This window comes from Yimella sp. cx-51 (assembly GCF_017654605.1).
Lineage (GTDB): Bacteria > Actinomycetota > Actinomycetes > Actinomycetales > Dermatophilaceae > Yimella.
In genome coordinates this window covers 1266477-1292464 of record NZ_CP072113.1, presented here as the reverse complement: position 1 = coordinate 1292464, position 25988 = coordinate 1266477, and the positions used below count along the sequence as shown (strand labels likewise).

Annotated in this window: 23 protein-coding genes, 1 tRNA gene and 1 other RNA gene; 9 read left to right on the top strand and 16 right to left on the bottom strand. The window is 66.2% G+C overall.

The features are described 5' to 3' along the window. Positions 1-18: 18 nt before the first annotated feature. Positions 19-2352, bottom strand: coding sequence for an immune inhibitor A domain-containing protein (locus J5M86_RS06150; protein ID WP_244328507.1), 2334 nt, complete (start codon positions 2350-2352; stop codon positions 19-21). A gap of 165 nt (positions 2353-2517) precedes the next feature. Here J5M86_RS06150 and panB point away from each other — a divergent pair, with 165 nt between their 5' ends. After that, positions 2518-3378: a 3-methyl-2-oxobutanoate hydroxymethyltransferase gene (gene panB / locus J5M86_RS06145; protein ID WP_188060323.1), complete on the top strand. Its 861-nt coding sequence runs from the start codon at positions 2518-2520 to the stop codon at positions 3376-3378. A 31-nt stretch (positions 3379-3409) separates the two neighbouring features. On the opposite strand, the gene J5M86_RS06140 is transcribed toward panB, so the two are convergent. Both J5M86_RS06140 and J5M86_RS06135 read right to left on the bottom strand, forming a co-directional pair. Next, positions 3410-4609 carry an MFS transporter gene (locus J5M86_RS06140; protein WP_188060322.1) on the bottom strand — a complete coding sequence of 400 codons (1200 nt, stop codon included), beginning with the start codon at positions 4607-4609 and terminating at the stop codon, positions 3410-3412. Then, on the bottom strand, positions 4606-5652 hold the full coding sequence (locus J5M86_RS06135; RefSeq protein ID WP_188060321.1) for an NAD(P)-dependent alcohol dehydrogenase: 1047 nt from the start codon (positions 5650-5652) through the stop codon (positions 4606-4608). The genes J5M86_RS06140 and J5M86_RS06135 overlap by 4 nt, the downstream gene beginning before the upstream one ends. 79 nt (positions 5653-5731) lie before the next feature. On the opposite strand from J5M86_RS06135, the gene J5M86_RS06130 reads away from it, so the two are divergent. Next, positions 5732-6919: an MFS transporter gene (locus tag J5M86_RS06130; RefSeq protein ID WP_188060320.1), complete on the top strand. Its 1188-nt coding sequence runs from the start codon at positions 5732-5734 to the stop codon at positions 6917-6919. A gap of 108 nt (positions 6920-7027) precedes the next feature. On the opposite strand, the gene J5M86_RS06125 is transcribed toward J5M86_RS06130, so the two are convergent. Next, positions 7028-7207, bottom strand: a complete 180-nt coding sequence (locus J5M86_RS06125; protein ID WP_188060319.1) for a methionine aminopeptidase — start codon at positions 7205-7207, stop codon at positions 7028-7030. Positions 7208-7338: 131 nt separating this feature from the next. Between J5M86_RS06125 and map the strand changes: the two genes are divergently transcribed. Together map and ppgK are read left to right on the top strand one after the other, a co-directional pair. Further along, complete coding sequence (map, locus tag J5M86_RS06120; RefSeq protein ID WP_188060318.1) at positions 7339-8199, top strand: type I methionyl aminopeptidase; 861 nt, start codon at positions 7339-7341, stop codon at positions 8197-8199. A 23-nt stretch (positions 8200-8222) separates the two neighbouring features. Further along, positions 8223-8975: a polyphosphate--glucose phosphotransferase gene (gene ppgK, locus J5M86_RS06115; protein WP_188060317.1), complete on the top strand. Its 753-nt coding sequence runs from the start codon at positions 8223-8225 to the stop codon at positions 8973-8975. Positions 8976-9126: 151 nt separating this feature from the next. Here ppgK and J5M86_RS06110 read toward each other — a convergent pair whose 3' ends face one another. Genes J5M86_RS06110 through J5M86_RS06100 form a run of 3 tightly spaced genes read right to left on the bottom strand, consistent with a single transcriptional unit; the run spans position 9127 to position 11163 of the window. Beyond that, on the bottom strand, positions 9127-10248 hold the full coding sequence (locus tag J5M86_RS06110) for a peptidoglycan bridge formation glycyltransferase FemA/FemB family protein (protein ID WP_188060316.1): 1122 nt from the start codon (positions 10246-10248) through the stop codon (positions 9127-9129). Positions 10249-10282: 34 nt separating this feature from the next. Further along, positions 10283-10459, bottom strand: coding sequence for a hypothetical protein (locus J5M86_RS06105; RefSeq protein WP_188060315.1), 177 nt, complete (start codon positions 10457-10459; stop codon positions 10283-10285). A gap of 44 nt (positions 10460-10503) precedes the next feature. Then, positions 10504-11163: an MBL fold metallo-hydrolase gene (locus J5M86_RS06100; RefSeq protein WP_188060314.1), complete on the bottom strand. Its 660-nt coding sequence runs from the start codon at positions 11161-11163 to the stop codon at positions 10504-10506. A 99-nt stretch (positions 11164-11262) separates the two neighbouring features. On the opposite strand from J5M86_RS06100, the gene J5M86_RS06095 reads away from it, so the two are divergent. Continuing rightward, on the top strand, positions 11263-12723 hold the full coding sequence (locus J5M86_RS06095) for a GuaB1 family IMP dehydrogenase-related protein (protein ID WP_188060313.1): 1461 nt from the start codon (positions 11263-11265) through the stop codon (positions 12721-12723). 78 nt (positions 12724-12801) lie between these two features. On the opposite strand, the gene J5M86_RS06090 is transcribed toward J5M86_RS06095, so the two are convergent. Then, a complete protein-coding gene (locus tag J5M86_RS06090) occupies positions 12802-13794 on the bottom strand; it encodes a hypothetical protein (RefSeq protein ID WP_188060312.1) in 993 nt (330 codons plus the stop codon). A 48-nt stretch (positions 13795-13842) separates the two neighbouring features. Here J5M86_RS06090 and rnpB point away from each other — a divergent pair. Further along, an RNA gene (gene rnpB / locus J5M86_RS06085) (RNase P RNA component class A) lies at positions 13843-14193 on the top strand. Positions 14194-14224: 31 nt separating this feature from the next. Here the strand turns inward: rnpB and J5M86_RS06080 are convergent. Then, a complete protein-coding gene (locus J5M86_RS06080) occupies positions 14225-15667 on the bottom strand; it encodes an RNB domain-containing ribonuclease (protein WP_188060311.1) in 1443 nt (480 codons plus the stop codon). An 83-nt stretch (positions 15668-15750) separates the two neighbouring features. Here J5M86_RS06080 and J5M86_RS06075 point away from each other — a divergent pair, with 83 nt between their 5' ends. Both J5M86_RS06075 and J5M86_RS06070 read left to right on the top strand, forming a co-directional pair. Next, positions 15751-16500, top strand: a complete 750-nt coding sequence (locus J5M86_RS06075; protein WP_188060310.1) for a YaaA family protein — start codon at positions 15751-15753, stop codon at positions 16498-16500. Continuing rightward, complete coding sequence (locus tag J5M86_RS06070) at positions 16493-17557, top strand: SLC13 family permease (protein ID WP_188060309.1); 1065 nt, start codon at positions 16493-16495, stop codon at positions 17555-17557. Before J5M86_RS06075 ends, J5M86_RS06070 begins: the two co-directional genes overlap by 8 nt. A gap of 8 nt (positions 17558-17565) precedes the next feature. Here J5M86_RS06070 and J5M86_RS06065 read toward each other — a convergent pair whose 3' ends face one another. The 7 genes from J5M86_RS06065 to J5M86_RS06035 form a co-directional block, all read right to left on the bottom strand. Beyond that, entirely contained in the window at positions 17566-18741 is a 1176-nt protein-coding gene (locus J5M86_RS06065; RefSeq protein ID WP_188060308.1) for an O-succinylhomoserine sulfhydrylase, read from the bottom strand. An 8-nt stretch (positions 18742-18749) separates the two neighbouring features. Then, positions 18750-19985: a bifunctional RNase H/acid phosphatase gene (locus J5M86_RS06060; RefSeq protein WP_188060307.1), complete on the bottom strand. Its 1236-nt coding sequence runs from the start codon at positions 19983-19985 to the stop codon at positions 18750-18752. A 6-nt stretch (positions 19986-19991) separates the two neighbouring features. Next, positions 19992-20732 carry a zinc ribbon domain-containing protein gene (locus tag J5M86_RS06055; protein WP_188060306.1) on the bottom strand — a complete coding sequence of 247 codons (741 nt, stop codon included), beginning with the start codon at positions 20730-20732 and terminating at the stop codon, positions 19992-19994. Next, positions 20722-21597 (bottom strand): Nif3-like dinuclear metal center hexameric protein, encoded by an 876-nt coding sequence (locus J5M86_RS06050; protein ID WP_188060305.1) that lies wholly within the window; start codon positions 21595-21597, stop codon positions 20722-20724. Before J5M86_RS06050 ends, J5M86_RS06055 begins: the two co-directional genes overlap by 11 nt. Before the next feature lie 217 nt (positions 21598-21814). Then, positions 21815-21887, bottom strand: a tRNA-Val gene (locus J5M86_RS06045). Between the two features lie 52 nt (positions 21888-21939). Beyond that, on the bottom strand, positions 21940-22404 hold the full coding sequence (locus J5M86_RS06040) for a peroxiredoxin (protein ID WP_188060304.1): 465 nt from the start codon (positions 22402-22404) through the stop codon (positions 21940-21942). Between the two features lie 68 nt (positions 22405-22472). Further along, positions 22473-22892, bottom strand: coding sequence for a DUF3052 domain-containing protein (locus tag J5M86_RS06035; protein WP_188060303.1), 420 nt, complete (start codon positions 22890-22892; stop codon positions 22473-22475). Between the two features lie 251 nt (positions 22893-23143). Here J5M86_RS06035 and aceE point away from each other — a divergent pair, with 251 nt between their 5' ends. Beyond that, positions 23144-25909, top strand: coding sequence for a pyruvate dehydrogenase (acetyl-transferring), homodimeric type (aceE, locus tag J5M86_RS06030; protein WP_188060302.1), 2766 nt, complete (start codon positions 23144-23146; stop codon positions 25907-25909). Positions 25910-25988: the final 79 nt, after the last annotated feature.

Here is a 25988-nt window from a genome sequence, read left to right as displayed (position 1 = left end):
TGTCTATCTACGAACGCCTCACTTGGCGAACGAGATGTCCAGCTTCATTCCGTTGGGCGACTGCGACTTCACCGTGATGGAGGTGCCGGAACCAGCCACCTTGACCGACGCCAGCTTGTTGGCGGGGTCGTAGTAGCGGTTCGGGTCGGAGTCGTTGAACGTACGCACTGCCGGACGCGACGGGAGGTTCAGCGGCACACCGTTGCGGTGCAGGGTGAACGCGTCGGTGCGCTCGGTGCCGAAGGTCGCGTCGTAGGGCTGACGCCGGTTGCCCAGGTTGGTGCCGTCGGCGAACTTGATGTTCGCCGGGTTGGCGTCGACCGGGAGGGCCATACCGGCACCGGGGTGCTGGCTGGTGTTGTTGTCGGTGTACTCGTTGTTGATGTACCAAACCAGCAGACCGTCCTGGTAGGGGAAGCGCTCCACCCAGTCAGGTCGGGTGTTGGCCCAACCGAAGTTGTACGGACCGGTCCGCAGGGTCTTGTCGTATCCGGCGTACCGGCGGTACTCAGCGAGGTAGTAGTGCGAGACCTGCTTGGAGACCGAGCCGGTGATGCGCTCGAATCCGCCCGCACCGACCCACGCGGAGGTGGCCGACTCGACGTTGTCGACCGTCGACACACCGTCGATCGTGACGGTGAGGTCGTCCAGGAAAGCACCGGCTTCGTTCAACGCGCCATCGGTGACGTAGAGGAAGCGGAACTTGATCTTCTGGCCCTTGTAGGCAGACAAGTCGTAGCTCGCCGTGCCCCACGCCATGTTCTTGCCGGTCACCGGCTGCCCGACGTCGGTCCAGTTGGCGCCTCCGTCGGTGGAGACCTGGCCGTAGAGGAAGTCGTAGTCCTCCTCGATGTCGTGGGCGACCGCGGTGCTCACCGAGGCGCTGCTGGCGCCGGTGAGGTCGATGTCACGGGTGAGGCTGGACTTCATGTCGTTGCCGCGACCGCTCCACCATTCGTAGGAGCCCGACTTGGGCTTGTTGTAGTCGGTGGTGACGGTCTTGTCAGGGAGGTTGACCGCGACGACCTGCGGCAGCTTCTTGTCGTCGACATCAGCCGGGCCGGTCGCCACTGCCAGCTTGGTGCCCGCCTTGTAGGTCACGGACTTCACGTCGGCCCAACCCAGGTAGATCTTCTCCCAAGCACCCATGTAGCCGGGCGTGGTACCGATGTCGGTCTTGCCGTGGTTGAGCCACGATCCGCCGCTCATCAGCGTCCAGAAGGCGGTGCTGTTGTCGCCGCCGGCCGTGTCGTAGAAGTCGGGAAGGCCGAGGTCGTGGCCGTACTCGTGCGCGAACACGCCAAGACCGCCGTTCTCCGGCTCCATCGTGTAGTCGAAGACCCAGATGCCGGAGTTACCGATCGGCACGCCGCCGTTCTTGTTACCGGTCGGGCCCTGGGTGCCCATTCCGCTCTGTACCGCCCAGCGGTGCGACCAGATAGCGTCCTCGCCCTGCGCTCCGCCACCGGCCTCCTCGCCTTCACCGGCGTGGATCACCTGGATGTGGTCGACGTACCCGTCAGGCTCGTTGAAGTCACCGTCACCGTCGTAGTCGTAGCGGTCCCACTTGTCGAACTGCGCCAGGTAGTCTTTGATCTGCTGGTCGGTCTTGCCGGCCTTCTTCTGGTCGCCGAACCACGCCTTCACCGAGTCGTTGACGAGGTTCCAGTAGCCGCCGGCTTCACTGGTGCCATCGCCGGGCACAGGGTTGTGGCCGTATCGAGCCTCGTTGTAGGGCACCGTGACCCAGTCGCTGACGTCACCGGTGAGGTTGTACCGGCCCAAGGACTGCGCCTTGTAGAACGACTTCATCGACTCCCCAGGCCCGAACATCATGTCGAGGTAGTGGGCCCGGTCGAAGTTGGGCTTCCAGAAGGTGCTGTTGTCGTTTGCGCGATCGGGTGCAGCGATCTGGTTTGCTCGCGGGCCCGCGGTGCCACCCTGCGGCGACATCGTCTTGTCACCGAAGTCGACCAGGATCGTGAACAGCGCCGCGTTCTGGTTGGGTTCGTACTCGACGTACTTGCCCTTCTTCTTGCCCTTGGGTGTCTTGCCGCGTGCGTTGCTGGCGTCGTCGGGCGCCTGCATCTCGATCACGCGCTTGCCGTTGATCGTCTTGACGTTGGCCTTGCCCTTCACGACCTGGTCGACCGCAGCCTTGCGCAGCTTGGCCTGCGCATCCGCCTTCGGGTGAGGCAGGCTGTCGGACTTGGAGTGAGCCGGGCCTTCTGCGGCCGGCGCGGCTGCAGCACTGCTGCTCGCGGGTGGTGTCGCGGTCGCTGCGCCGGCTGTTGCCAGCGCCGTGACCGCCGCGGTGGTGCCGACGAGGGCACCCATCATGCGTCGATTCACTTGTTCCTCCAGGGGGTGCCGGGCAGCGGGGGTGTAGCCCGGTCATCGGAAAGTGTGACCCCTGACACAGGCTCAGCGGTGGTTTGGATTCGTTTCTTGAACAAATCCTTACCTTTGTCCGGTGCGTCAACACCCCGCTCGCCATGGTCGCTAGCCTTGACGCTCATGAGCGAAGAGACCGCGCCCTACGGTGCAGGACGTCCCGTCGAGCAGGCGCCCACTCCGCGGCGACGAACCCGCACGGTCCACCTGCAGCAGATGAAGGAGCAGGGTCGCAAATGGGCGATGTTGACCGCCTACGACCAGTACTCCGCCGAGATCTTCGACGAGGCTGAGATTCCCGTCCTGCTGGTGGGCGACTCTGCCGGCAACAACGTCTTCGGGTACGACACCACGCTCCCCCTCGAACTGGACGAATTCATCCCGTTGGTGCGCGCCGTGAGCGGCGCTGCGAAGTACGCACTGGTCGTCGCCGACCTGCCCTTCGGCACCTACGGAGCCAGCACCGAGCAGGGCTTCGAATCGGCCGTCCGGCTGATGAAAGAAGGCCGTGCCCACGCGGTGAAGCTCGAAGGCGGTGCCGCGATGGTGCCGCTGGTGAAGGCTCTCACCGACGCCGGTATCCCGGTCATGGCGCACATCGGTTTCACCCCGCAGAGCGAACACAATCTGGGCGGATACCGCGTGCAAGGTCGAGGCGAATCAGCAGCTCGCATGCTGGCCGACGCCCGCGCATTGCAGGACGCCGGAGCATTCTCGATCGTCATGGAGATGGTGCCGACCAGCGTGGCGGGCGACATCACCAAGGCGCTGCGCATCCCCACCATCGGCATCGGCGCCGGTCCTGATTGCGACGCGCAGGTCCTGGTGTGGCAGGACATGGCCGGCCTGCGCGGCGGCAAGGCTCCTCGCTTCGTCAAGAAGTACGCCGACCTGCGAGGCACCCTGCTGCAGGCCGCGCGCGACTACCGAGAAGATGTCGCCGGCGGCGAATTCCCGAACCCTGAGCAGTCGTTCGCCGAGTAGATCGTTCTTCTGACCTGCCTCCGCTGCCGTCTCAGCGGCGCTGAACGCTCGGCATCGGCCGGCTGGGCACATGACGCCACAACACCGCGGCGGCAACCAGACCGATCACACCGGTGGCAGCCACGGCGGGCGCGAGCGCGGCCGCCGCCGTGATGCCCGACAGCATGGCCGGTCCGCCGACGGCGCCCAGATCTGAGAGCTCACGCCAGATGCCCAGGAATTGCGCACGGCCGACATCCGGGGAGAAGTCGGCGCCCAGCGTCATGACCATGCCTGCGCCGATCCCGTTGCCGAAACCCAGCACGCAGCACACGGCGGTGAACGGCACCACGCTGTGGGTCAACGGAATCGCCAACAACGACAGCCCCATGACAATCATCGACGGCACTGCCACCCAGCGCCGTCCGAAGTGGTCCATCACCTTGCCCGCCGGATAGAAGACGAGCATGTCGACGCCACCGGCGATGCCGTAGACCAGTGATGCCGTTTGCGGAGTCAGCCCGATGTGCTCAGCCCAAAGCGGGATCACGGCCTGCCGGGACGCACGCACCGCAGCGATCAGCACCACTCCCATCCCGACGGTGAGGAAGACACGCACGTGCTGCCGCAGCACCTGCGCTACGGAGATCGGCACTCGTCCGCCGCCTCCGGCAGATGCTTGGAGGTCAGGCAGCGTGGCGGCCAGGACGCCGGCGGCAACGAGCGCCGCACCGCAGACGAGATAGGCCGAGCTCATTCCCCACTGGCCGATGGCGGCGGCACCGAGGAACGGACCGGCGAAGACACCGATCCGCATCACCCCACCGAGGGTCGACAGGGCTCGTGCCCGGTGACTGATCGGCACGGCCTCGGTCAGGTAGCTCTGCCTGGCAAGCATGAAGACCGAGGCAGACGCTCCGAAGAGCAGTACCGCCCCGACCAGATGCCACAATTGCGTTGCCCACCAAGCGAATCCGACCGCTACTGCGCCCACGACCGCTGCGCCAACAATCGCCTTGCGCTCCCCCAGCCGGTAGGTGACCACCGAAGCCGGCACATTGAAGACCAGCGAGGAGGCATAGGTGAGCATCACCATCAGGGCAGCGATCGGGACGCTCGCGCCCAGGGCTCGTGCGCTCAGCGGGATGACTGGCAGGATCGCGCCCTCACCCAGCCCGAACAGCAGCGAGGGCCCGTAGGCCGGCACCGCCAGCCGGCGCAGTGAGAAGTCTGCGCCGCCTGCGGGACTCACTCGCCGATCGTCGCCGTGTCGATCACGAAGCGGTAGCGGACATCGCCGTCGACCACGCGGTCGTACGCCTCGTTCACCTGGTCAGCGTTGATCGTCTCGATCGTGGCACCGATGCCGTGCTCAGCGCAGAAGTCGAGCATCTCCTGGGTCTCGGCGATACCACCGATCATCGATCCGGCGATGGCGGTGTTGCCGCTGAAGGACCGCGGGGAGAGTTGGTAGTCTCCGTTGGGCAGACCGACGTTGACCATGACCCCGTAGGGCTTCAGCAGGCGCATGTAGTCGCCCATCGGCAGGTCGGCGCTGACGGTATTGAGGATGATGTCGAAGCTGCGGCGGTGATCACGGAAGGTCGCGTCGTCGCTGGTCGCGAGGTGACCGGTGGCGCCGAGGGCCTCGGAGTCATCCGCCTTGGCCATGCTGCGGGAGATGCCGTAGACCTGCGCGCCCATCGCCGCCGCGATCTTCACCCCGATGTGGCCGAGCCCACCGACGCCCACGATGCCGACCTTCGTGCCTGGACGCGCTCCCCACCGCTTGAGCGGCGAGTAGGTGGTGATGCCCGCGCAGAGCAACGGAGCCGCGACGTCGAGCTCAAGCTCGTCGGGAATGCGGCAGGCGAAGCGCTCGGTCACCACGATCTGTTGGGCGTAACCGCCCTGCGCCTGCTCGCCGTCGTAGTTCTTGCTGTTGTAGGTGAACACTGCGGGCTTGGTGCAGAACTGCTCGTGGTCGTTCTTGCAGTTCTCGCACTCACCGCAGGAATCGACCATGCAGCCGACACCCACCCGGTCGCCGATCTTGTACTTGGTGACTGCGTCACCCACCGCGGAGACGACGCCGGCGATTTCGTGCCCCGGCACGATCGGGAACTCGATGTCGCCCCATTCCTGGCGGACGGTGTGGATGTCGCTGTGACAGATGCCGGCGAACTTGATGTCGATGAGCACGTCGTCGTCGCGAAGATGACGGCGCTCGATCGTGGTTGCCTCGAAGGGACGGTTGGCCTGGGTGACCGCGAGTGCGCGGGTTGCAGTAGTCATCGTCGGTCACGTTACGCCTCTTCACTGACACCCCGCGAAACGATTCGCGCAGGCGCTCGCCAGGTGGTGGGATGTCGAGGTGCTGTCGACCTATCTCCCTTTGTTGAAGGATCCCGCCGCCCGCCGGTTCATGACCGGCTCGGCGATCGGTCGACTCGGCGGGGCGATGTTCGGCATGTCGCTGGTGGCGATGATCTCCACCCGCACCGGGTCGTTCGCCCTGGCCGGAGCGGTGTCGGCGACCGGCCTGGTGCTGCTGGCCATCACCGCGGTCGTGGCAGGCCGACTGACCGATCGCTTCGGCCAGCGCCGAGTGACCTATCCGTTGCTTGCCTGGTCGGTCGCGTGGGCAGCGGTCGTCGTCGCCGCGTCCGCTTTCGGGTGGCCGCGATGGACGCTCTTCGTTTCGTACGCGTTGTCGGCGATCGTGGCGAATGTCGGAACTTTGAGCCGGGCTCGGTGGCACCACCGCCTCGCTGACAAACCCGAACTGCAGCACACCGCGATGTCGCTGGAGCAGGTCATCGACGAACTGTCCTTCGTCCTCGGTCCGGCGCTGGCGATCGGCCTGGCGACGCTGTGGTTCCCCGAAGCAGGCTTCGTCGCTGCCGCGCTGTTCTATCTGATCGGATCGCTGATCTTCCTCAGCGAACGCAGCACCGAACCTCCGGTCGACGTTGTCGCCAACCGGGGCAGCTCGTTCGCGATCCGCACCCCCGGCATCCTCATCCTCACCTGCGTGCTGTTCATGACCGGCGCGATTTTCGGCTCCAACGAGGTAACGGCCATCGCCGTGGCCAAGGAGCAGGGCCACCCGTCCGCGGCCGGCCTCGTCGTTGCGCTGTTCGCGCTTGGATCAGCCGCAGCCGGACTCTGGTTCGGCACGCACAAGCTGCGCTGGTCGCTGCAGACCGCTCTCGTGCTGGGCACGGCCGGAATGTTCTTCCTGGAGGCGCCGATCCTGCTGACCGATCACCTGGTGCCCATCACGGTGGTGATGACCGTCGCCGGTGCAGCCACCGCTCCTACCCTGATCATCTCGATGCAGCTCGCCCAGCGGCTCGTGCCACCCACGCAGGTCAACGAGGCGATGAGCGTCGTGCTCACCGGCCTGATCATCGGCATCGCCGCGGGCTCGGCGGTGTCAGGTTCGGTCATCGAGTCGGTCGAACCGCACGCGGGCTTCTGGGTGCCGGTGGCAGCTGGCGGCATCGCCTTCCTGCTTGCGGTTGTGGGACGGGCGTTCCTGCGTCGCCGCCGCACGTGAAGGCTCGCGCGCCGCGCTTCCTGCTCCGCTGACTCCACAGACAACGGCGAAGCCGCACCCGACCCGGGTGCGGCTTCGCTGTTGTGCCGATGTTTCGGGACGACGGCTCTACTCCTCGCCGTCCCACTTCTTGTCCTGCTCGTCCCACGCCTCGTTGCGGGCACGCGAGGTCTCCAGCGCTGCGCGCGCCTCATCCTCGGTGGCGTAGGGGCCCATCAGGTGATCCTTGGACTCGGTGTCGCCGTCCTGCTCGATCCGACCGGAGTTGACGTTGTACCAGTAAGCCATGAAGCGCTCCCACTCTCTTCTCATGCGGTGCTCGGAGCTTATCGACCGGCGGGCAGCGGTGGAGCCGAAGAGCCCTGATACCCAGCTCGCTCGGTGTTCCCACCACGCTTCACGCGTCTAGACTCGCCCGCATGTCAGTTCGCGTCCCGATGGTCGCCGGGACGATCAGCCCCCGCCGCGCCGTCCCTGCCTCGATCGCCCGTCCGGAGTACGTCGGCCGACCGGAGCCGACTCCGTTCGACGGGTCGGAGATCAAGGACGGGGAGACGATCGAGCGGATGCGCGTGGCTGGCCGGCTCGGTGCACAGGCGCTCCAAGCAGCGGGGTCGGCCGTCAGGCCCGGCATCAGCACCGACGAACTCGACCGCATCGCCCACGAGTTCCTCCTCGACCACCACGCCTATCCCTCGACACTGGGCTATCGAGGCTTCCCCAAGTCGCTGTGCACCAGCGTCAACGAGGTGATCTGCCACGGCATCCCCGATGACCAGGTGCTGCAGGACGGCGACATCGTCAAGATCGATGTCACGGCCTACACCGGCGGGGTGCACGGCGACAACTGCGCCACCTTCCTGGTGGGTGAGGTCGCCCCGGAGGTGACCGACCTGGTGGAACGCACCCGGGAAGCGATGATGCGTGGCATCAAGGCTGCACAGCCGGGCCGGCAGTTCAACATCATCGGCCGGGTGATCGAGAAGTACGCCGCACGCTTCGGTTACGGGGTGGTGCGCGACTACACCGGCCACGGCATCGGCACGAGCTTCCACTCCGGGTTGATCGTGCCTCACTACGACGCAGCGCCCGCGTACGACACCGTCATTGAGCCGGGCATGACCTTCACCGTCGAGCCCATGATCACGCTCGGCGGCTACGACTGGGATCTGTGGGACGACGGCTGGACCGTCACGACCAAGGACAAGTCGTGGTGCGCGCAGTTCGAGCACACCGTGCTGATGACCGATGACGGACCCGAAATCCTCACCCTGCCCTGACATCCACCGAAGGAGAACATCTCATGGCCAAGACCTATCCGCTCGGAATCGACGTCGGTGGCTCGGGCATCAAAGGCGCGCCCGTCGACCTCAAGACCGGTGAGTTCGTCGCTGACCGGTTGCGCATCCCCACCCCCAAGAAGTCGACCCCGGACGCCGTCGCCGATGTGATCGCCGAGATCGCCGAGCACTTCGAGGACGAAACCTCCGGAGAGGCCATCGGTATCACCTTCCCCGCCGTCGTCATGCACGGCGTGGTCAAGACCGCCGCCAATGTCGACAAGTCATGGATCGACACCGACATCGAGAAGCTGCTGGAGAAGAAGCTCGACCGCCAGATCAGCTTCATCAACGACGCTGACGCCGCGGGCATCGGTGAGCTGCAGTACGGCGCGGCCAAGGACACCAAGGGCCTGGTGGTGCTGACCACCCTCGGCACCGGTATCGGCACCGCCATCCTCAACAACGGTGTGCTGGTGCCCAACTCGGAGCTGGGTCACTTGGAGATCGACGGACACGACGCCGAGACCCGGGCAGCCGACAGCGCCCGTGAGCGGGACGACTTGAGCTGGGAGAAGTGGGCCGAGCGGCTGCAGAGCTACTACACGATGTTGGAGAACCTGCTCTGGCCCGACCTCATCGTCGTCGGTGGCGGGGTGTCGAAGAAGCACGAGAAGTTCTTGCCGCTGCTCGACCTGCGCACCCCGATCGTGCCGGCGAAGCTGCAGAACGCCGCCGGTATCGTCGGCGCAGCCTGGCAGGCCGCCAACAAGTAACTTCAGCACTCGCAGGTCGACCTGGACGCCACGGCGGCAGGTGCACCAAAGCCCGTGCGAGAAGCACTCTGACGAGCTGCAGAGGCTGCCCGGAAAGAAGTCCGCAGGACTCGCGCCTCAGAACGCGAATCCTGCGGACTTTTCGTTTGTTTCAGTTCTTGCGCAGTGTGGCGATGGCGGCCTTGGGATCCTTCAACGCCGACTTCGCCTGCGGCACACCCTTCTTCAGCACCGTCCGGACCGTCGGCAACGCCTTGGCGAAGACCGGGTAGAGCGGCGAGAGAGGGCGGTCCCAGGTGCCGATGAGCATGTTCTCGTGCTTGGCGAACTGCCGTTTGAAGTCGCTGATGCCGTCGTTCAACAGGCCGTTGAAGTCGTACCGGGAGACGCCCTGCTCACGCACGTGCTGCATCGCGTAGAACTTCAGCCCGTAGTTGAGACGCAGCTTCATTCCCCGGTCGTTCACGCCGCCGTACAACTCGAACGCCGTGGTGTCAGAGACGACAAGCCAGACGAAGGCGACCACCTGGTCGCCCTCCCACGCCGCGATGAGCTGCGACCGCTTCCCCATGAGGTCGCGAATGCCGCGGTGATAGTCGTCGCTGTGCACCGCGAAACCGGCCCGTTTCGAGGTCTCCTGGTTGATGGCCAACACCTGGGCGAGATCGTCGTCGGCCTCGACGAGTCCGAAGCGCACGTCCGCAGCCTTGAAGGATTTGCGGACGTTCTGCCGGGTGCTGGAGCCGAAGCCCTTCATCAAGGTGTCATCGTCCTGCGTGCTGTCGATGATCAGCGTGCGCGGGATGAGGCCGGTGTTGTCGCTGGGCGCGAAACCCTTGGCCGCCACCTTGGTCAACCAGCCCGGTGCCGGCTGGGCCCGCAACTGGGCCAGCGCGTCGTCGTCGGTGCCCTTGGGCATCGGTGAGAAGCCGGTCTCCCAGTCGGGCTCGATCGACAGGGCGATCGGCTTGCGGGTCTTCTTCAGGTGGATCGCCAGAGCGTCGAGCACCTCCGCGCGGCGCTGCTCGTCAGCGACCTGCGGGCCCCGCGGCACGTACGACAGCGTGCGGAAGGGTTGCGGCAGTGCCCGATTGAGCACCTGTGCCGAGCCGACGATCTCCTCGCCGTCGCGGACGATCAGCCGGTCGGCGCTCCACTCGTAGCGGGACTTCAGTTCGCCCCAGCCCCACAGCTGCAGCGGGTGTCCGCCGGTGCGGTTCACCAACTCGTCCCACTCGACCGGATCGGTGCAGGGCGTCACGTGCAAAGTCATGCGGCCAGGCTATCCGGCGCTCGTGACCCAGCACTCAGCGAACGCGTGCGACCTTCCACACCTTCTTGGGCACCTTGCCGTGCAGGGTGTACTTGCGGCGGCTGTGGCGTTCGGCGTGACCGCGTTTGCTCAACCGCGACAGGACCACCGGGCATTTCTTGCAGCGGGTGGCTTTCTTGCAGCACTTCTTCTTCGCGGTGACCTGGGGCACGAGATCTGAGTTTAGGCGACCTAAGCTCGCGTGGGGTCTCGACGTCAGCCGTTCAGCTCGGTGGCGGGTTCGCCGCGTAGGTCGCGCACCGTCACGCCGCCGTCCAGACCGAAATCGCCGATGTGCTTGAGGTACATCGCACGGCCGGGCTCGGAAAGAGTCGCGTCATGGATGGGGACGACGAACTGCGGGCCGATCCGACGAACGAACGCGATGGTCTCCTTCACCGCGCCCCACGGCGCCGACACCGGCACTGCGAGGACGTCGACGTGGTCGAGCGGCTGGCCGTCGAGGGCGTCGCCGGGGTGGAACAAGCTGGAATGGCCATCGGCAGCGAGCAGGAGACCCAGATTGGGGATGCGCGGGACGTAGGGGTGGATCTCCGCGTGCAGTTGTCCGATCGGCGTCACCGTGACACTCCCGATCGTGAACGACTGCCCTGCTTCGTTCGTCGTCACCTCGGCCCCGCTCTCCTGCAGCATCTTCGCGGCGCCGGTGTCGGTGCGCAGCACAGCCTTGGGGTTGCGAGCGAGGAGGTCGTCCAGCTTGTGGGTGTCGAGGTGGTCGGGATGCTGGTGCGTCACCAGGATCGCGTCGACATCACGAACCTGCGAGAAGTCGGAGAAATTTCCCGGATCGATGAGGATCCGGGCGTCCGGGTATTCGACGAGCAGGCAAGCGTGTCCCAGATGCGTGACCTTCATGATCCCCACGCTACGAGGCTGCGGGGGCTCCTGTTGCCCAACCGAGGTCGACGATGCCGAAACGTCCACATGCTGTCGCGCGACGTAGCATTGCCTCCCGTGAAGCTTCTCGGTGACCTGCCCCCGTACGACCTCACGTACAGCGACGTGTTCATGGTGCCGTCGCGCTCGTCGGTGACCAGTCGCCTCGACGTCGACCTCACCACACCGGACGGCGTCGGCACCACGATCCCGCTGGTCGTCGCCAACATGACCGCCGTTTCGGGCAGACGCATGGCCGAGACGGCGGCTCGTCGGGGCGCGATCGCGATCCTGCCGCAGGACATCCCCACGCACGCGGTGACCGAGACGATCGACTACGTGAAGCGGGCACACCCGATCTACGAGACCCCCGTCACGGTGCTCGCCGACGCGCCCGTCGCCTCGGCCGTGGCACTGCTGGGCAAGCGTGCACACAAAGCCGCGATGGTGGTCGACGCGGACGGAAAGGCGGTCGGTGTCGTCACCGAGAGCGATCTCCGTGAGGTCGACCGCTTCGCGACCATCGGTCAGGTGATGACGACCGACCTGTTCACCGTCACCGCCGACACCGATCTCGACTCCGTTTTCGACGACCTCGCCAAGCACCACCTGGGCATGGCACCGGTGCTGGAGGACGGCGTCTTGCAGGGCGTGCTCACCCGTAAGGGCATTCTGCGCAGCGCGATCTACCGGCCCGCAGTGGACACCGAGGGTCGTCTGCGGATCGGAGCCGCGATCGGCATCAACGGAGACATCGCCGCCAAGGCCGATGCCATGCTCGCTGCCGGGGCCGACGTGTTGGTGGTCGACACCGCGCATGGTCATCAAGACAAAATGCTCGACGCACTAGCACTGGTGAAGGCTGCGCGCGATCAGCACGAGAGCACCACGGGCCGCCGCATTCCGATCGCAGCGGGCAATGTCGTCACCGCCGACGGGGCCCGCGACCTCGCGTCTGCGGGAGCCGACATCATCAAGGTTGGCGTGGGTCCGGGAGCGATGTGCACCACCCGCATGATGACCGGTGTCGGACGTCCGCAGTTCTCCGCCGTACTTGAATGTGCTTCTGCTGCAACCGAACTCGGTGCACATGTGTGGGCCGATGGTGGTGTGAAGTATCCGCGTGACGTGGCATTGGCCCTGGCGGCCGGAGCCGGTTCGGTGATGATCGGCTCGTGGTTCGCCGGCACTTGGGAGAGCCCCGGCGACCTCAACCGCGATGCTTCTGGACGTTATTACAAGGAGTCTTTCGGGATGGCGTCGGCGCGTGCGGTCAGTAACCGGACGCAGGGTCGTAGCGGCTTCGAGCGGGCGCGCCTCGCGCTCTTCGAGGAGGGCATCTCCTCCTCCAAGATGTACCTCGATCCGGCCCGTCCCGGCGTCGAAGATCTCATCGACTCGATCATCGCCGGTGTGCGCTCCAGCTTCACCTATGCCGGCGCTCGCAACATCGGTGAGTTCCGCGAGCGGGCCACCGTCGGCGTCCAGAGCGCCAGCGGCTACGACGAAGGCCGTCCGCGCGAAACGTCCTGGAGCTGACGGTCAGTCGTCCACTTCATAAAGACAGGCGAACCCGGGTGCAACGCTGCACCCGGGTTCGCTCTCGTCTGGGACGAATCAGGGGGCCTCGACCATGGCTGTGACCAGCGTGGCGCGCCCGTCCATCTCGAAGGTGAAATGCAGGTAGCCGCCACCGATCGTGAAACGCAGCCATTGCTTGCCGTCGACCTCGCCGGCCAGTTCGGGATCACCGAAGTGCTCGCGTGCACGCTGCGGCGTGAGGAGCGTGCCGTGGTCGTCCAGTAGCTGATCGACGCGCGGGTACTGGTCGAGTGACAGGAACAGCGTCTTGATGTTGCCGCGATTGAGCAGGCCCTCCACTCCCAGCTGCCGCAGAGCAACAACCGAGCCCTTGAGTTTGCCGTCCTTGAGCGTCGCACCGATGGTCTGGGCAAAGGTCACCAGTTCGTCGCTGCCGTCCGGTCGGCCGAGCACCGCGAGCACCAGACCGAGGTCTCCTGGCACCGCCGAGGCGTCGGTGGGTCCGGCCTGCTCGGGCACATCTTCACCGCTCAGACGGTTCACCCAATCGGTGAACTCGTCCTCCTCCTCGATGTCCCATTCCGAGGGCACCTGCACGTTATACGTCTGTTCCACCCAGGCACGGAAGTCGGCCACAGCCTCGACACATTCGGGGCGGTCCGGCGGCAGGCCGAGGTTGTACGGGCCCAGGTCGTCGTAACCGATCGCGCACAACCTGAGCATGTCGATCGCGTTGTCGGCCAAGATGAAAGCCGTGCCGTCGGCCAGTCCGACGAAGCGCACCTCACCGGCGTCGTCCAGCCAGAGCGCACCGATCCCACCCGAGCCCGAGATCTCGGCAATCGGCAGGAGACGTCCAGCGGGAAGCTGGTTGTCCTCGAACCAGCCCTCCAGCCTCTCTTCGGCGCTGAACACCACGCCCAACTGGTACGCCCCCGGGTACGGAGTGAGGCAGTAACCGATCGGTGCATCGCCGCCGTACCCCTGTTCTTCCATCCAGGTCCAGGCGGCTTCGAGTTCGGACGGGACCGGGAAATCGGTCTCGAGTTCTCGCGCAAGCTTCGACATCGGTTCAGTCTACGAACGGGCTGACCGGGGGCTAGACTCCCGCACGGATGAGTCGGCCAGGCGGCCGCGTCGGGAGCTTGCTTCCGCCGAGGAACGTCCGGGCTCCGTAGAGCAGGGTGGTGGCTAACGGCCACCCGGGGTGACCCGCGGGACAGTGCCACAGAAAACAAACCGCCTGCGTTCTGCGCAGGTAAGGGTGAAACGGTGGTGTAAGAGACCACCAGCGCTCCAGGTGACTGGAGCGGCTAGGTAAACCCCACCCGGAGCAAGGCCAGACAGCATGCGCCTGAGGGCTGCTCGCCCGAGCATGCGGGTAGGCCGCTTGAGGCGACTGGCAACAGTCGTCCTAGATGGATGGTCGCCCAACGACAGGACCCGGCGTATCGGCCGACTCATCCGCCCCACCGCGCAGGCTGTGAGCAGCCGCAGTTCAGAGCGTGAACTCGACCTTCCCCGCCGGGATGTCCACCGACACCAGCTCTACCTGCACGGTCGAGCCGACCTCTGCCGATCCGCTGACATCGGCGACCACTGCGTGCTGCGTCAGCTGCGCCAGTATCCCGTGTTTGCCGTTGTCGTCCACGATCACGGCCTCGAAGCTCTGGCCGACCTTGGGTTGGAGCACCGCTGCCTCGACGATGTCGGTGGCCGCGCGCTCGGCCTTGCGGGTGCGGCTGTCGGAGGCCTTCATCTCCTCCGGCAGCGTCGGGAGCGCGTCGCGAGCCCACTGCGGTACGTCCTCACCAGCACTGAGCGCCACACAGATCGCCAGCCCGTAGCGGTCGACCAATCGGCGCAGCGGTGCTGTGACATGCGCGTACGGCGCGGCCACGGCGGCCTGCTCGGTGATCTGCGGCAACTCGCCGTCGAAACTGGTGTACGCCGCCCCGCGGAAGAGCCCGGTCGCTTCATAGATCAGCGCGAGGTGGCGCGGGTTGCTGCGGTCGAGGGTGCGCAGGAACTCCCCGTAGCTCAGCTCGCCGGCCCACGGCGCTCCGAGGGCACTGGCTTCCCGCTTGAACCGCGCAACGGCGTTCGCATCGGGTTCGGGCATGGTGCGCAGCACGCCGACCTTGTGCTGCAGCATGAGATCGGCGGCGGCCATCCCGGTGAGCAGTGAGATCTGGGCATTCCAGTCCTCGGCCGGCACCGGTGGACGCATCGACAATTCGTACGTGCCGTCGTCCTTGCGGTTCACGATCTGCTCGGGCATCGGCAGACTCGCTCCCCCGCGCTGACGCTCCAGCTCGATGCGCTTCTCGCCGATCTCCTGCAGGAGTTTCAGGGACTCGTCGGCATCGTCTGCGTCGATCTGCTGCTGCACGCTTTCGTAGTCGAGGCGCTGCTGGCTGCGCACTGTCGCGCGGTACACCTCGGCGGCCGTGCACTTGCCGGATGAGTCGAGCCGCATGTCCCACACGAACGCGGGTCGTGTCTGGCCCTCCAGGAGGCTCGCGGCGTCCTCACTGATCACTGTGGGGTGCAACGGAATTCGCTGACCGGGTAGGTAGACCGTCTGGCCCCGCCGGTGGGTCTCCGCATCAAGTTCGCCGCCAGGCGTCACGAACGCCGGGACGTCGGCGATCGCGTAGCGCACGCGGTATCCGTCGCCGTCCCGTTCGAGGCACATCGCCTGGTCGAGATCGACCGAGCCGATCGGGTCGATGGTGAAGAAGGGCACCGCGGTCTCGTCGCGATCGGGCAGCTGCGGCGACTTCGCCGCCTCCACCGCCTCCTGCTCGACCTGCGGGGTGAACGCCCCCGGAAGCTCCAGTCTTTCGCGGAGGGCGTCCAGGGCCGCGCTGAGTTCAGGGGTGTTCACCTTGTCGGAGGGTGCATCGCCGGTTTCAAGTCGAATCACACGCTTCACCATGGGGCACAGCTTATGGACCCGACAACCCTCCACACTTCCAACTGGGCTCACCGCTTGCTCGGTCCGCGCTTAGGATTCCTCTCGTGCTCGTGCTGCTGCCTCCCTCCGAATCGAAGACTCCGCGATCCCGAGGCAAGGTCTACGAGCCGTCCTCGGTGAGTGCACCCGAACTCGCCGACGCACGCGCCGCGGTGATCAAGGCGGTCGCGGCCGTGAGCGACTCCCCCGACGCAGCACGCGTGCTGGGAGTCAGCCCGAACCTCGGTGACGAGATCTCCCGGAACACCCGTCTGCTGACGGCCCCGGCTGTGCCCGTCAGTGCGCTCTACACCGGGGTGCTGTTCGACGCGCTCGACCTGCCGTCGCTGGATGCCGCTGCTTCTCGTCGCGCGAACCGTTGGTTGCTGGTGCAGTCGGCTCTCTTCGGAGCCCTGCGAATGAAGGACAAGGTGCCGCCCTACCGACTCTCGATGGCGGTCAACCTGCCGGACGTCGGACCGCTGGCCGGCTACTGGAAGCCTTTGTTGGAAGAGCCGATGACTGCCGCAGCGGGCAAGGGATTGATCGTCGACTGCCGCTCGAGCACTTATGCCGCAGCGTGGACGCCGTCCGGGCAGTTCGCGCAGAGGTGGGTGCAGATCAAGGTGCCCGGCGCCACCCACATGGCCAAGCACACACGTGGTCTGGTCGCCCGTGCGATCTGCGAGTTGGGCCTTGACCCCCGCAGGCCGCACGGTCTGGCCGACGCACTCGCCGATCGCTTCGAGGTCTCGCTCGAGGAGCCCGCCAAGCCCGGCAAACCCTGGATTCTGTCTGCCACCGCGCGTGGCTGATCTGCTGGAGCGAATAGGGCCGGTCATTGGCTTCTTGTTGGCGCTGACCATCGTGGCCGAGATCGCGCAACGGGCCGGAGTCTTCGACGTCGCTGCCCACAGGGCGGCCCGCGCCGCTCGGGGCAGCGTGCTGCGGTTGTGGTTGCTTATCGTGCTGCTGGCCACGGCGTCGACCATCGTGCTGAGCCTCGACACCACCGCGGTGTTGCTCACTCCGGTGGTGCTTACCGTCGCCCGACAGGCCAGCATTCCACCGGTCGCCTTCGCGCTCACGACGGTCTGGCTGGCCAACACTGCGTCGCTGCTGCTGCCCGTCTCCAACCTGACCAATCTGCTTGCCCTGCACAGCTTCTCGCACATTCCGTCGCACCCGTCGTATGTCTCGACGATGTGGCGACCTGCACTCGCTGCGATCGTCGCCACAGTTGTCGTCGCCGGGCTAATCCACCGGCGCACCCTGCGCGGGCGTTTCACGACCACTGCCCCCGCCGCCCCCCATGACCGCGTGCTGCTGGTGGTGTCAGCGGTCGTGTGCTGTGCGCTGGCGCCGTTGTTCATCTCGGGCATTCCGCCGGTCTACCCGGCCGCGGCCGCCGCGCTCGTGCTGCTGGTTGTCCTCGCGGTGCGCGACCGGGCCTTCCTGACCGAAATCAAGTTGCCGTGGCTGACGGTCGCAGCTGTCGTCGTCCTCTTCGTCGCCGTCGACTACGCCGGACGCCGGGGGCTCACCGACGCGATCGGCACGCTCACCGGGCACGGTGGCGGGGTGTTCGAACTCCTGCGCCTGTCAGGCACATCAGCCCTGCTGGCCAATGTCGGCAACAACCTGCCCGCCTACCTGGCGATCGAACCCGTCACCGGCTCGCTCGACCGTCATGCCGCGCTCCTCGTCGGCGTGAACGCCGGCCCTATCGTCACGATCTGGGGCTCGGTCGCCACGCTGCTGTGGCGCGACCGCTGTCGCCGCGCCGGCGTGCAGGTGCGGTTGGGCACCTTCACCTGGCAGAGCCTGCTGATCGCCGTAGCCGCGGTCGTGGCTGCGACACTCGCGCTCTGAGAAGCCAGTCAGCCGAGAGCGCGTCGGAGGTCTCGCACCAGATCGCCGGTGTCCTCCAGGCCGACCGAAACCCGCAGCACTCCATCGGTGATGCCGATCGCCAGGCGGGCTTCCTCGCCCATGCCGCGGTGCGTCGTCGTGGCGGGATGGGTGATCAGCGACTTGGAGTCACCGAGGTTGTTGGAGATGTCGATGATCTGAAGTGCGTTCATCAGCGCGAAGGCTTCGCTCTTGCCACCATTCAGCTTGAAGGTGACGACCGTGCCGCCGCCGCCCATCTGCCGTTTTGCCAGGTCGTACTGCGGGTGCGACTCCAGGTAGGGATACCAAACCTGTTTCACCGCAGGGTGATTCGCCAGGGTGCGAGCGACTTCGAGCGCCGATCGAGACATCTGCTCGACACGTAGGCGCATGGTCTCCAGGCCTTTCACCAACACCCAGGCGTTGAACGGCGACAACGACGGCCCGGTGTGCCGCAGGAGGTTCTGCACAGGCCCGTCGATGAAGTCGCGGGGCCCGAGGATCGCGCCACCGAGCACCCTGCCCTGACCGTCGATGTGTTTGGTCGCGGAGTAGACCACGATGTCTGCACCATGCTCCAGCGGCCGCGAGAAGATCGGTGTGCCGAAGACGTTGTCGACCACCACCTGTGCGCCGGCTGCGTGCGCCAGATCACTGACGGCGCGCATGTCGACCAGTTCTTGCATCGGGTTGCTCGGCGTCTCGAAGAAGACCGCGGTCGTGGGCTCGCTCAAAGCTTGCGCCCACTGGTCGAGGTCGGGGCCGTCGACGAAGACGGTCTCCACGCCCCAGCGCGGCAGGATCTCGTCGAGGATCACAAAACACGAGCCGAACAAACCACGCGCCGCGACCACCCGGTCTCCAGCGCCCAACAAGGCCGCGAGCGCGGTGAACACCGCACCCATTCCCGTACCGGTGGCGTAGCACGCTTCGGCGCCTTCGAGTTGCCGCAGTCGCTCCTCGAAAATGGCGACGGTGGGGTTGCCGTAGCGGCTGTAGACGAACCGGTCGACGTCACCCTTGAACGCCGCCTCGGCGTCCTCCGCGCTGTCGTAGACGAACCCGGAGGTCAGGTAGAGAGCCTCAGAGGTCTCCTCGAAACCGCTGCGGGACAAGCCTGCCCGCACCGCGATCGTGTCGGGTGAGAAGGCTTGCTCGTCCAATGCTGCTCCTACTGCTGGGGCGGGATCCGGAGGTGGTTCGTATCGTTCACGAAGCTGATCGAACCGTGGCCGTCGGTCCAGACTTCGATACCGGTGAACGATCCGGGCGCCACGGCGAGCAACCAGGCGTGTGCCAGGTCGAGGCCGAGGATGTCGGCGAGCACCACCATGATCGGCTTGCGATGCGTCGCAACGACGGCCACTCCCCCGTCCGGGCTGCTCTCGATCGTCCTGAGCAGCGCTTCGCGCACCCGCTCCACGAGCTCGGCGTGGGTCTCGCCGCCACCGGGTGCCGCGTAGGTCTCGTCGTCGCGAAGGCGACGGAAGTCCTGGTGCTGCACCAGGTCGCGGACGAGTTCGCCGTCCCATGAGCCGAAGTTCTGCTCGTCCCAGTCGGGGTCGATGTGCAGTTCCACGCCCGCCGCTTCGGCCGCGTGGCGGATGGTGTCCTGTGCGCGGGAGAGGTCGGACGCGACGAAGCGCACCTGCCGGTCGCCGACCTTGGCACGGATGCCGGCAGCGACCGCCTTCGCCTGGGCTCTGCCCTGCTCATTCAGGTCGGGGTTGGGCCCGCCTCGGCCGTCCAGCCTGCCCTCGACGGTGAAATCGGTGACGCCGTGTCGCACCAACAGAATCCTCGTCGGGGCCTTGCTCGGGGGCGGGGGCACTGCTGCCTCGGCGTCCGCTGCCGCCCCTGGTGCATCTGCTGGGTCGGGCGCTGCCGCTCTGCCGGCAACACCTTCGTCTGCGCTCTCACCAGCACCTGCGTCGTCAGCGTCAAAGGCATCCGAACCCGTTGTCTCCCAGAGGTTTTGCATGATCGTGCGGCCGTCCATGCCGTCGTTCGACAGCGCGTCAGCGTCCTTGTTCTTATCCCGCGGGATCCATCCCCAATCGACCGATCCCCCGGCCACCTTGAGGGCGCGAACAATCTCCTGCGCCTGCAGCGCCAGGCGTTTCATGTCTTCGTGCTTGATCTTCCAGCGGCCGGCCATCTGTTCGATGACCAGTTTGGAATCCATCCGCACCTCGATGCGGGCGGCGGGATCGATCTGGACGGCAGCAGCCAGGCCGGCGATCAGCCCGGAGTACTCCGCGACGTTGTTGCTCGCCTTGCCCAAGGGTGCAGCCCGTCTGGCGAGCACCTCACCTGACTCGGCGTCGCGCACGAGCGCGCCGTAGCCGGCAACCCCAGGATTACCGCGAGAACCACCGTCGGCCTCGACGACCAGTGAGCGACCCACTCGACCTCACAGACCTGATTCGGACGTGCGGACAATGATGCGTCGGCACTCGTCGCAGCGAAGGATCTCGTCTTCGGGGGCGTTCTTGAAGCGTGCGAGATCAGTGGCGTTCAGCTCCAATCCGCAACCGCCGCAACGACGTTGGGTCAGCGCGGCAGCGGCGAGGCCACCACACTGCTCACGCACCTTCTCGTAGAGGCCGAGCAGTTCGGTGCCGAGCCCCGGGGCCATCTGGTCGCGCTTGGCAGCCACCTCGCCGGTCTCCACGTCGATCTCGGCCAGGGCGACGTCGCGTTCGGAGACCAAGCTGACGACGCGTTCGTCGATCTCCGCCTTCTGCGCCTCCCGGCGGGCCAGCAGTGCACGCAGCTCCTCGGCCCGCTCCATCACTTCAAGTTCTTCGTCCTCCAGGGCCGACTGGCGCCGGGCCAACGTCTCCAGTTCGTGCTGCATCGCCTGCAGTTCCTTGGGAGCGCCTTGCCCTGCATCCAGGCGTTGCTGGTTGCGGGCGGCGCGATCGCGCACCAGTTGCACGGCGTCCTCGGCCTTGGTGATCTCGCGTTCGACGTCCTGGGCGGCGGTGCGAGCGAGGACGACCTCCTCGAACAACTCCTCCTGCTGCTTGGTCGCCGTCTCGATCTGGGCGAGCACCGGCAGGCTGCGCTTCTTGTGCGCGAGCTGGGCCAGACGGGTGTCCAGCTTCTGCAGGTCGAGCATGCGCCACTGTCGGGCCAGATCAGCTTTCAACGTCGGCTCCCTGAGGTGTCGGCGCCGCGACCAGGAAGTCCCACGGATCGGTGCGCACTGTGCAGATATCGGTCTCAACTCTATGACCGCCGGCAGCCAGGCGCTCACGCAACCGGTCGGCGGCGCCAGCCAGCCACAGTGATTCGGTGGCCCAGTGGCCTGCATCGATGAGGTACGGAGGACCACTACGAGACTCTTCGCGAGCCTCGATCGCCGGGTGGTGACGCAGATCTGCGGTCACGTAGACGTCCGCCCCGCTGCGCCGGACCACTTCGAACCGGTCGTCACCCGCGCCACCCAGCACGGCGATCTTTCGGACGATCGCGTCAGGGTCACCGCTGACGCGCACCCCGACCGGCGCGGGCGGGAGTGTCGCCGCCAACTTGTGCGCAAAGTCCTTGAGCGACAGCGGTTCCGGTAGTTCTCCGACTCGTCCGAGGCCGTCCTCCTCGTCCAGCGGAGGGCAATCGTCAGGCAGCCCGCAGGCGGCAGCCAATGCGTCATTGACCCCGGGGCGTGCGAGGTCGGCGTTGGTGTGTGCGCAATAGAGCGCAAGGTCGGCGACCACCAGGGCTGTCACGGCAGCGCCCTTCGCGGAGGTGGTCGCAACCGAGTTGATGCCGCGTAGTAGCAGCGGGTGGTGGGTGACCAGCAGGTCGACGCCGTCGCGCCGCGCGGCTTCGATGACCGCGAGCGTGGGGTCGACCGCGAAGCGCACGTGATGCACGGGCTGCTCCGGGTCGCCGCTGACCAGGCCCACCTGGTCCCACGACGCAGCCGTCTGCGGCGGATAGAACTCCTCCAGCACAGCCACGACATCGGCCAGAGTCGGCGCGGATTCTTCCTGGGTGCTCACAGCTGTCATTGGTTCCTCATGCGGTGCGGACGAAGACTCCACTCTAAAGATCAGACCGGGAAGCGAAGCGCACTGATCACGACCGAGCCGATCCAGAACTGAAGCGAGTGGTGGCACCCAGCCAACCGAGCGGGAAGGCTCACGTCGCGGGACGCGTCGCGCCCTCGGCGGAAGCGAAGCGGCCCGCCGAGGGCGCGAACCGCGAAGGAGCGACAAAGAAAACGAGTGGGCCCGGCCGGCCTCGAACCGACGACACCCGCGGTGTAAACGCGGTGCTCTACCAACTGAGCTACAGGCCCCGAGCCGCCCGAGCGAGGCGGGCGGACTGCGAGAAGGGTAATGCGCGAAGGATTACAGCTTGGCGACGGCCTCGTCGAAACCGGCGAAGTCGCGGGCCTCGCCCGGGCCGTTCACCTGCGACCAGACGATCGTGCCGCTGGTGTCGATCAGGAAGGTGCCGCGGATGGCCATGCCGGCGTCCTCGTTGAACACTCCGTAGTCCTGGGCGATCGAGCCGTGGGGCCAGAAGTCCGACAGCAGCGGGAAGTCGTAGCCCTGGTCCTTGGCCCAGGCCGCCTGGGTGAACATCGGGTCGCAGGAGATGCCGACGACCTGCACCTTGTCGTTGACGAAGCGAGAGAGGTCGTCGCGGATGGAGCAGAGTTCGCCGGTGCAGATGCCGGAGAACGCGAACGGGTAGAACACCACGAGCACGGCCTTGTCGGCGATGAGTGAGGTGAGCGTCTGCTCCTGACCGTTCTGGTCCTTGGCGGTGAACGCCGGAGCTTGCTCGCCGACCTGCTTGGCAGAGGTCATCAATGGGTCCTTTTCTGGTGATGCGGCGGATGGATCGTGCCGGATTCGACAGACGGTCGAGACGTCTGTCAACGCTGTTTTGCGTGGCCGCCCTGCACGAGCTTGGTGGCGATCCACTCGCCGGCCTTGGCCGTCGAGCTCGCCTTCAACCCCACGGTGTCAGCGGCTTCCTGGATCTCGGCGGCCTCGACGTGTTCGGGATGGCCGACCTGCGGCACGAGCACGACGACGAAGCCTTTGTCGGCCAGGAACGTGAGCGCGTCGACGCAGTCGTCGATCAGGTCGCCGTCACCGTCGCGCCACCACAGCAGGACTGCATCGACGACTCCGTCGAACTGGTCTTCCTCCAGAGCCGAGCCGATGACCTCCTCGACAGCTTCGCGGAGGCCGTCGTCGACGTCCTCGTCCCAGCCGATTTCGAGCACGACCTGACCTTCGGTGAAGCCGACCTTGTTCGCCCAGGTGCCCCCAGTTGCGTCCTTTGCCATGTCCCTTTCCCTGCATCGATGCTGCGCCGGGCACACGCCCGGCGCGATTCTTCCCCAATCACCGTAGTTAAACAACACACGTCATCGGGGTTGGTGATGCATCGCGAAATGGAGGACATCAACTTTCCGCATCGTGGTGGACTCGGCAGATATAGGACCTGCTACTGAGAGGTAACCAAACCGGCGTACACGCGCACGGCCCGGGAGGTGTTTGATGGAGGTTGCGATGTACGCACGCGAAGGAGCCAAACGTGTCACCTGACCCCGCATCCGGCCCGATCCTCAACGGCCTTCCCAGTCAGCTTCCGGACACCGACCCGGAAGAAACGCAGGAGTGGCTGGAATCCCTGGACGGCATCATCGAGGGCGGCGGCAAGAACCGCGCGCGCTACGTGATGCTGAAGTTGCTGGAACGTGCCCGCGAGCGCCAGGTGGGAATCCCCTCGCTGACGACGACCGACTACATCAACACCATCCCGCCGGAGTCGGAGCCGTGGTTCCCCGGTGACGAAGAGGTCGAGCGCCGCTACCGCGCCTGGCTGCGGTGGAACGCCGCGATCATGGTGCACCGCGCGCAGCGTCCCGAGATCTCGGTCGGCGGACACATCTCGTCCTACGCCTCGGCCGCCACGCTGTACGAAGTGGGCTTCAACCACTTCTTCCGCGGCAAGTCGCACCCCGGCGGCGGTGACCAGGTGTTCTTCCAGGGTCACGCCTCCCCCGGCATGTACGCCCGCGCTTTCCTCGAAGGCCGCCTGTCCGAGGACCAGCTCGACGGCTTCCGCCAGGAGAAATCGCACTTCATCGACGGCAAGCCCTTCGGCCTGCCGTCCTACCCGCACCCCCGGAACATGCCCGACTTCTGGGAGTTCCCGACGGTGTCGATGGGTATCGGCCCGATGAACGCGATCCACCAGGCGCAGTTCAACCGCTACCTGCACAACCGCGGCATCAAGGACACCAGCCGGCAGCGCGTATGGGCCTTCCTCGGTGACGGCGAGATGGACGAGCCGGAGTCGCGCGGTCTGCTGCAGTTGGCAGCGGGTGAGGAGCTCGACAACCTCACCTTCGTCATCAACTGCAACCTGCAGCGCCTCGACGGCCCGGTGCGCGGCAACGGCAAGATCATCCAGGAGTTGGAGTCATTCCTCCGCGGCGCCGGCTGGAATGTCATCAAGACCGTCTGGGGTCGCGGCTGGGATCCGCTGCTCGCCTCCGACCGCGACGGCGCCCTGGTCAACCTCATGAACGCCACCTCCGACGGTGACTACCAGACCTTCCGCGCCAACGACGGCGCGTACGTGCGCGACAACTTCTTCGGACGCGATCCGCGCACCAAGGCGATGGTGGCCGACTGGAGCGACGACGACATCTGGTGGCGCCTGAAGCGCGGTGGTCACGACTATCGCAAGGTGTACGCGGCGTACAAAGCAGCCACCGAGCACCACGGTCAGCCGACGGTCATCCTGGCCAAGACCATCAAGGGCTACAGCCTGGGCACGCACTTCGCCGGTCGTAACGCGACCCACCAGATGAAGAAGCTCACGCTGGACGACCTGAAGACCTTCCGCGACAGCCTGCAGATTCCGATCACGGATGCGCAGCTGGAGGACAACCCCTACCTGCCGCCGTACTACCACCCCGGCGACGGCGACGAGGCGATCCAGTACATGCGGGATCGCCGCAAGCAGCTCGGCGGCGGGCTACCGTCGCGGCGCACCAAGACCAAGGAGATCGCACTCCCGGCGGAGTCGGCGTACGCGCAGGCGAAGAAGGGTTCGGGCAAGCAGATGGTGGCCACGACCATGGCCTTCGTCCGCATCCTGAAGGACATGATGCGCGACAAGGAGTTCGGCAGCCGGATCGTGCCGATCATCCCGGACGAGGCGCGCACCTTCGGTATGGACGCCTTCTTCCCGACGCTGAAGATCTACAACCCGCACGGCCAGAACTACAAATCGGTCGACGCCGAACTGATGCTGGCCTACAAGGAGTCGGAGCAGGGTCAGATCCTGCACACCGGCATCAACGAGGCCGGATCGCTCGCGGCCTTCACCGCGGTCGGTTCTTCGTACGCGACGCACGATGAGCCGATGATCCCCATCTACATCTTCTACTCGATGTTCGGGTTCCAGCGCACGGGCGACAGCATCTGGGCGGCCGCCGACCAGATGAGCCGCGGTTTCATGATCGGGGCCACTGCCGGTCGTACGACGTTGACCGGTGAGGGTCTGCAGCACGCCGACGGTCACAGCCTGCTCCTGGCTTCGACCAACCCGGCGGTTGCGGCCTACGACCCGGCGTACGCCTACGAGATCGCGCACATCATGCAGGACGGTCTGCAGCGGATGTACGGGGACGACCCCGAGAACCTCATCTACTACCTGACCGTCTACAACGAGCCGATGCAGCAGCCGAAGGAGCCGGAGAAGGTCGACGTCGACGGCATCCTCAAGGGCATCTACAAGCTGTCCGAGGGCAGCAGTGAGGGCCTGGGCGACGACGCTCGCCGCGTGCAGTTGCTCGCCTCCGGCGTCGGTGTGCCGTGGGCGCTGGAAGCCCAGCAGTTGTTGAAGGACGACTGGGGCGTCGTGGCCGACGTCTGGTCGGTGACCTCGTGGGGCGAACTGCGCCGCGACGGCCTCGCTGCCGACGAGCACAACTTCCTGCACCAGGAGCAAGAGCCGCGGATTCCGTACATCACCCAGAAGCTGCAGGGTGCCCCCGGACCGGTGATCGCCACGTCCGACTGGATGCGTTCGGTGCAGGACCAGGTGCGCCAGTGGGTGCCGCAGGAGTTCGTGTCGCTCGGCGCCGACGGTTTCGGATTCTCCGACACCCGTCCGGCCGCGCGTCGCTTCTTCCACATCGACGGCCCGTCGATGGCGGTGCGCGCGTTGCAGATGTTGGTCGAGCGCGGCGAGCTCGACGCGAGCTACCCCAAGAAGGCTGCGGAGAAGTACAACCTGCTGGACGTGCGGGCCGGCACCTCCGGCAACGCGGGCGGAGACGCCTGAGACGCTACGCAAGCCGTTCGAAGCCCCGCCTCCCGCTCCGGGAGGCGGGGCTTCGTCGCAACCTTCCCGCGGCCGCGCT